Origin of the sequence: Desulfacinum infernum DSM 9756 (assembly GCF_900129305.1) — a bacterium.
Classification (GTDB): Bacteria; Desulfobacterota; Syntrophobacteria; order Syntrophobacterales; family DSM-9756; genus Desulfacinum; species Desulfacinum infernum.
This window is the reverse complement of record NZ_FQVB01000046.1, coordinates 21,439-27,944: the sequence shown is the minus strand read 5'-3', so window position 1 is coordinate 27,944 and position 6,506 is coordinate 21,439. Positions and strand designations below refer to the sequence as shown.

The window sequence follows — 6,506 nt, the reverse complement described above, 5'->3', positions numbered from 1 at the left end:
CCCGATATCTACGCATTTCACCGCTACACCGGGAATTCCCCCTTCCTCTCCGGTACTCAAGCAGAGCAGTTTCCAATGCACTTCCGGGGTTGAGCCCCGGGCTTTCACACCAGACTTGCCCTGCCGCCTACACGCGCTTTACGCCCAGTAATTCCGAATAACGCTCGCACCCTCCGTATTACCGCGGCTGCTGGCACGGAGTTAGCCGGTGCTTCCTCTGGAGGTACCGTCAGTCGCCAAGGCTATTCGCCCCAGCGAGGTTCTTCCCTCCTGACAGGGCTTTACGACCCGAAGGCCTTCTTCACCCACGCGGCGTTGCTGCGTCAGGATTGCTCCCATTGCGCAAAATTCCTCACTGCTGCCTCCCGTAGGAGTCTGGCCCGTGTTCCAGTGCCAGTGTGGCTGATCATCCTCTCAGACCAGCTACCCGTCGTCGCCTTGGTAGGCCGTTACCCTACCAACTAGCTGATAGGACGCGGGCCCATCCCCGAACACCAGCTTCTTCGAGAGGCCGGCTTTCTCCCCGAAGGGACGTATCCGGTATTAGCCCCGCTTTCGCGAGGTTATCCCAGATTCGAGGGTAGGTCACCCACGCGTTACTCACCCGTGCGCCACTTTACTCGGCCAAGCCGAAACCCAGCCTTTCTCGTGCGACTTGCATGTGTTAGGCACGCCGCCAGCGTTCATTCTGAGCCAGGATCAAACTCTCCAGTTGAACCTTCAACGCACCCTTTAAAAGGGCACGCTCGCTTGCAGGCCCAGCACTTCCTCACTATTTAGTTTTCAAAGAGCAGACTGTTTTGGATTTTATAGCTTCTTTGCCCCGGGGCGTCAACCGTTTTTTCGCTCCCCCCGAAAGGCTCGGCTTATGTATCAAAGGCCCTTCCAACGGTCAAGCAAAAAAATCACCCTTCCACGCAAATTCGATGCACTTTCTTCTTCCCGGCCCGAAGCAGGGCGGCCCCGTCCTGCAGATCCCTCAATTGGATGGGTTGATCGAACCGAGAGATCCGCTGGCCATTGAGGTAAGCGCCTCCCTGCTGGATCAGCCGCCGCGCCGCACTCTTGGACTCGCAAAGACCCACCCGCGCAAAGAGCTCAAAGGCGGGGATCCCCGCTTCCAGCTCTTCCGGACTCATCGGGGTGGTCGGCACAGCCGCCCCCTCATCCACCTTGAGGTCCTGGGGAATCCCGCTGCTGGGGAGCAGATCCCGGGGGATGGTTCGACGACCGAAGACCTTCACGGCCGCTTCATAGGCCTCCAGGGCCGCCTCCTGTCCGTGCACGATCCGGGTCACCTCAAAGGCCAACACCGTTTTGCATGCGTTCAATTCCTGCCCCTCCAGGCTTTCAGCCTTTCGGATTTCGTCCATAGGCAGGAAGGTGTAGAGCTTGAGAAAGCGCCCCACATCCCGATCGTCCACATTGACCCAGTACTGGAAGAAGTCGTAGGGGCTGGTCTTTTGAGCGCTGAGCCACACGGCCCCCTCGGCGGTCTTGCCCATCTTGGCGCCCGAAGCCGTGGTGATAAGCGGGAAGGTGATCCCATAGGCCTCTTTGGACATCTTGCGGCGGATCAGGTCGATGCCCGCCACGATGTTGCCCCACTGGTCGTTACCGCCCATCTGAACAAAGCAGTCGTAATTTGCGGCCAGATAGTAAAAGTCATAGGCCTGAAGGAGCATGTAGTTGAATTCGATGAAATTGAGCCCCGTCTCCAGTCTCATCCGGTAGCTTTCCGCTGCCAGCATGCGGTTGACGCTGAAGTGCCGGCCGATGTCCCGCAGAAACTCGATGTACTTGAGGTCGAGAAGCCATTGGCCGTTGTCGAGGATCAAGGCTTGGTCTTTCTCGAAGCTGATGAACTGCGAGAGTTGGGACTGGAGGGCCCGTACGTTGTTTTCGATCTGCTCCCGGGTCAGCAGTTGGCGCATTTCGGTCTTGCCGCTGGGATCGCCCACCATCCCGGTGCCGCCGCCCACCAGAACGATGGGCCGATGACCATGGCGCTGCATGTGCACCAACGCCAGGATGGGCACCAGACTGCCCACATGCAGACTGTCCGCGGTGGGATCGAAGCCGATGTAACACCGGGCGGGGTTTTCCAGGTGACGCCGCAGGGCGTCCGCATCGGTCATCTGCTCCACGAATCCACGTTCAACCAGAACATCCAGAACATTCATCTCCGGCCTCGCTCCTTTTCCAAACTCCGCCCCACCCGTTTCTCCGCCCTACTTGGCGTACTCCACCGCTCGCGTCTCCCGTATCACCGTCACCTTGATCTGGCCGGGGTAGGTGAGCTCGCTCTCGATGCGCTTGGCGATATCCCGGCTCAGGAGCACCGTGTCCGCATCGCTCACCGACTCACTTTCCACGATGATACGCAGCTCCCTACCGGCCTGGATGGCATAGGCCTTGCTCACTCCATTGAAGGAAGTGGCGATCTTTTCCAGGTTTTCAAGCCGCCGGACGTAGGATTCCAGCAACTCCTTTCGTGCCCCGGGCCGGGCGCCGGACAACGCATCGGCCGCCTGCACCAGAACGGCCAGGATGCTTTCCGCCGGCACGTCTTCGTGGTGTGCGGCGATGGCGTGGACAATCTCGGGCGGCTCCCCATGCTTCTTGGCCAGATCCGCTCCAATGACTGCGTGGGGGCCCTCCACTTCGTGATCCACGGCCTTGCCGATATCATGAAGAAGCCCCGCCCGTTTGGCCTGCTTCTCGTTAAGCCCCAATTCAGCCGCCATCATGCCGCACAGGAAGGCCACTTCACGGGAATGCTGCAACACATTCTGGGCGTAGCTGGTTCGGTACTTCAGTTTGCCCAACAAGCGGATAATCTCCGGGTCGATGCCGTGCACCCCCACGTCGAAAGCGGCCTGTTCTCCCGCATCGCGAATGGCGGTGTCGATCTCCTGGGTCACCTTGTCCACGATCTCTTCGATGCGGGCAGGGTGAATTCGGCCATCCGAGATGAGACGCTCCAAGGAGAGCCTGGCCACTTCGCGCCGGATGGGATTGAAGCCCGAAAGGATGACCGCTTCCGGGGTATCGTCGATGATGAGGTCCACTCCGGTGGTGGCCTCCAAAGCCCGAATGTTACGCCCTTCACGGCCGATGATCCGACCCTTCATTTCATCGTTGGGCAGATTGACCACCGACACCGTCTTTTCCACCACGTAGTCTCCCGCGTAGCGCTGGATGGCCAATGCGATGATCTCTTTGGCCTTCTTGTCCGCCTGCTCACGAGCCTCCGTTTCAATGCGCTTGACCATGAGCGCCGCCTCATGTCGGGCCTCCTCCTCGATGCTCCTGATCAGCATCTCCTTGGCCTCCTGGGCGGACACCCCGGACAACTCCTCCAGCTTGAGGCGCTGCTGCTCGATCAGACGGTTGAGCTCCAACGAGCGCTCCTCCAGATCCCTCTCCTTGTCGGCCAGCAGCTTCTCTTTCTTGGCAATGCTGCCTTCCCGCTTGTCCAAGGCCTCCGATTTCTTTTCGAGGTTCTCCTCTTTTTGGAGCAGTCGCTTTTCCAGGCTCTGGAGCTCTTTTCTGATCTCCTTGCTTTCCTTTTCGAAATCGGCCTTCATGCGAAAGATGTTGTCCTTCGCCTGAAGAATGGCCTCCTTCTTGATGGTTTCTGCTTCCTTGCGGGCCTCCTGGACGACGTCGGCCGCAAGCTCCTTCTCCTGGAGCCTCCGTCTCTCAACCAGATACTTCCACGCCGAGGCTCCGGCCGCCGCACCCGCCGCAAGCGCTCCCACGGTCAGCACTATGATTCCCATTGTCCCCATATGCATTGTCCTTTCTTGCGCCGATTGATCGGATCGGCCGTACAGGCACCGGTGTCGCCATTACGAGGTGCCCGGTTCTTCCGGCCAAAAGACATGACGAATGTGCCCAAAGACACCCAACGGGCCTTCCTGACATCACCAATGGTTTGTGCGCAGCGGAAAATGGGGCAGGCAGGGAAAGGGGGGCGGGGGCGAAAAGGGCGAGGGCCACCGGGATGATCCTTGGGAGAATATGATCGAAACCAGGTGCCCCCGCAAGATGCCGTGTTGGCAGTCGGTCTTGAACCGATTCAGCAAGGTGGGCGCTCCGTCGCCCCTTTAGGCAGTTCGGCAAGGCCGACCTGCGCACCAGAGCGAGAGGGAGCTCCCCGTTTGTTTGTGTTGGCTCAGGAACGCTCTACCAATCACGTACACCGCAGGGGCGCATCCGGTATTTCTTCCAGGCCTCCAATTCGCAACCTTTCTCCATGAACCTTCGCGCCGCACCGATATGACGGGGCCCGGCTCACACCCCGCGACCTGGATTTTTCGCCACCTCTATATCTCAACTTGCCGTCCCAAACCGGGCAAGTGGAGTCTGATGGGCGAGACCTAAGAGGGCGCCCACGCACGTTGAATACCTACGGTGGAGGCCGCATCCAGTGCTTGTCTCGCTTTTCCCTGCGCTGCACCGGCCCGCGCCTCGGCGGGAGTGGGCCCAGCGCTGCGCAAGCCTTCTAAATAACTATCTTTTTCTGCGCATGGAGATTGTATTCTTAAACTCCGTAGAAAGTCAAGCCGAATCTCCCGGACTGACGCAGCCTCCTGCGTGTGGCGCTTGGCCCGGCCGTAGCCCGCCTCCGCTAGAAACACCCTCCCGGACTCCACGCCCCGCTACTCCACGGTCACGCTCTTGGCCAGGTTTCTTGGTTGATCCACGTCCGTACCCCGAAGGTCCGCCACATGGTAGGCCAAAAGCTGCAAAGGGATCGAAAAGACAACCGGAGCGAGCCAAGGTGACGTTTCCGGCACGGGAAACTGCCAGGTGCTTTCCCCCAAGCGAGGGTCCTGTTCCCCCTCCACTATGGCCAAAACCCGCCCGCCCCGTGCCCGGACCTCCTGGACGTTGGAGAGCATCTTTTCGTACAGCTCGCCCTTTTGAGCCAGGACCACCACCGGCATGTTCTCATCGATCAGGGCAATGGGGCCGTGCTTCATCTCTCCCGCTGCATACCCCTCGGCGTGGATATAAGAGATCTCCTTCAGCTTCAGGGCGCCCTCCAGGGCGATGGGATAGAGAATGCCACGGCCCAGATAGAGGAAGTGTTCCACCTTCAGAAACTCCCGGGCCCAATCGCGCAAAACGTCCGCTCTGTCCAACACCTCTTCCAGTTTTCTGGGCAGCGCTAGAAGCTCCCTCAGGTGCTCCGAGAATTCCGGATCACTGATTGTCCCGGAGGTCCTCGCCCAGTGAAGTGCCAGCAGGTAAAAAGCGACCACCTGAGTGGTGAACGCCTTGGTGGACGCGACCCCGATTTCCGGACCCGCATGGGTGTAGAGAACGCCATGGGCCATCCGAGCCAGGCTGCTTCCCACCACGTTGACGATGGCGCGACAGTGGGCCCCTCTTTCCAGCCCTTCCTTAAGGGCCGCGCGCGTGTCGGCGGTCTCGCCCGACTGGCTGACCACGATCAGCAAGGACTGGTCGTCCAAGAGCGGCTTCCTGTAGCGAAATTCCGACGCAAGATCCACCTCCACGGGAATCCTGCAGAGGCCCTCCAGCAGATATTTGCCCACCAGGCAGGCATGGTAGGAGGTCCCGCAGGCAACCAGAAAAACCTTCCTCAGTTTGTGAACAAGACTTGCATCCAGATTGAGGTCCGAAAAGCGAAGAACTTCCCGGTTCACATCCAGGACGCTGCGCAGCGTGTCCACAATCGCCCTCGGCTGCTCGAAGATCTCCTTTTGCATGAAATGCTTGTAACCGGCCTTTTCGGCTGCGATGGGATTCCAGTCAATCACGGTCACATCGGGTTGGCGCTCCGTCCCATCGAGAGATTCCACTCGGTAGCCGGTCCGATTGACAAAAACAACATCGCCGTCGTCCAACAACACCACATCTCTGGTGTGGTGGAGAATGGCGGGAATATCCGAGGCAAAATAGAAAGCGTCTTTCCCAACTCCCAAGATCAGCGGACTTTCCTGCCGCGCGCCCACCAGAAGGTCCGGAGACTCTTCGTTCAGGAACACCAGGGCATAACTTCCCCGCAATCGACGCAAAGTGCGCCGCACGCTTTCTTCATACGACCCACATTGCTTCCACTCGTCTTCCAGGAGCCGCACAATGACCTCGGTGTCCGTCTCCGAGGTAAATTCGTACCCCTTCCCTAGCAACTCCTCCTTGAGGTCCGCATAGTTCTCGATGATGCCGTTGTGGACCACGGCAAAGGGCCCGGATCGGTGCGGGTGGGCGTTGTGGTCGCTGGGCGCGCCGTGGGTGGCCCAGCGGGTGTGGCCGATCCCGATGGTGCCCGCCAAGGGGCTCGCGGCCAGCCGCGCCTCCAGTTCCTTGATCTTTCCCTCGCAGCGCACCACCGAAATCCTACCGTCCCTTCCGATCATGGCGACGCCGGCGCTGTCGTAGCCGCGGTATTCCAGGCGCTTCAGCCCTTCCACGATCACGTTCGTTCCGTCCGACTTGCCGATATAGCCCACGATGCCGCACATTGCTTT

Annotated in this window: 3 protein-coding genes, 1 rRNA gene and 1 other RNA gene; all 5 read right to left on the bottom strand. The window is 59.7% G+C overall.

All coding sequences use genetic code 11. The annotated features are described in order from the left end of the window. A 16S ribosomal RNA gene (locus tag BUB04_RS16770) occupies positions 1-715 on the bottom strand; the annotation flags it as partial. Between the two features lie 190 nt (positions 716-905). Further along, a complete protein-coding gene (gene tyrS / locus BUB04_RS16765) occupies positions 906-2,183 on the bottom strand; it encodes a tyrosine--tRNA ligase (RefSeq protein ID WP_073041629.1) in 1,278 nt (425 codons plus the stop codon). A gap of 48 nt (positions 2,184-2,231) precedes the next feature. Next, the gene (gene rny, locus BUB04_RS16760; protein WP_073041627.1) at positions 2,232-3,794 is read right to left on the bottom strand and encodes a ribonuclease Y; all 1,563 of its coding nucleotides are present in this window, start codon (positions 3,792-3,794) and stop codon (positions 2,232-2,234) included. Between the two features lie 245 nt (positions 3,795-4,039). Then, positions 4,040-4,219: non-coding RNA, 6S RNA (gene ssrS, locus BUB04_RS16755), on the bottom strand. Between the two features lie 448 nt (positions 4,220-4,667). Beyond that, positions 4,668-6,500: a glutamine--fructose-6-phosphate transaminase (isomerizing) gene (gene glmS / locus BUB04_RS16750; RefSeq protein ID WP_073041626.1), complete on the bottom strand. Its 1,833-nt coding sequence runs from the start codon at positions 6,498-6,500 to the stop codon at positions 4,668-4,670. Between the last annotated feature and the right edge of the window lie 6 nt (positions 6,501-6,506).

Excerpts from the sequence above, each read along its gene's own strand:
- tyrS (WP_073041629.1), bottom strand. The coding sequence starts at position 2,183 with ATGAATGTTCTGGATGTTCTGGTTGAACGTGGATTCGTGGAGCAGATG.
- rny (WP_073041627.1), bottom strand. The coding sequence starts at position 3,794 with ATGGGGACAATGGGAATCATAGTGCTGACCGTGGGAGCGCTTGCGGCG.
- glmS (WP_073041626.1), bottom strand. The coding sequence starts at position 6,500 with ATGTGCGGCATCGTGGGCTATATCGGCAAGTCGGACGGAACGAACGTG.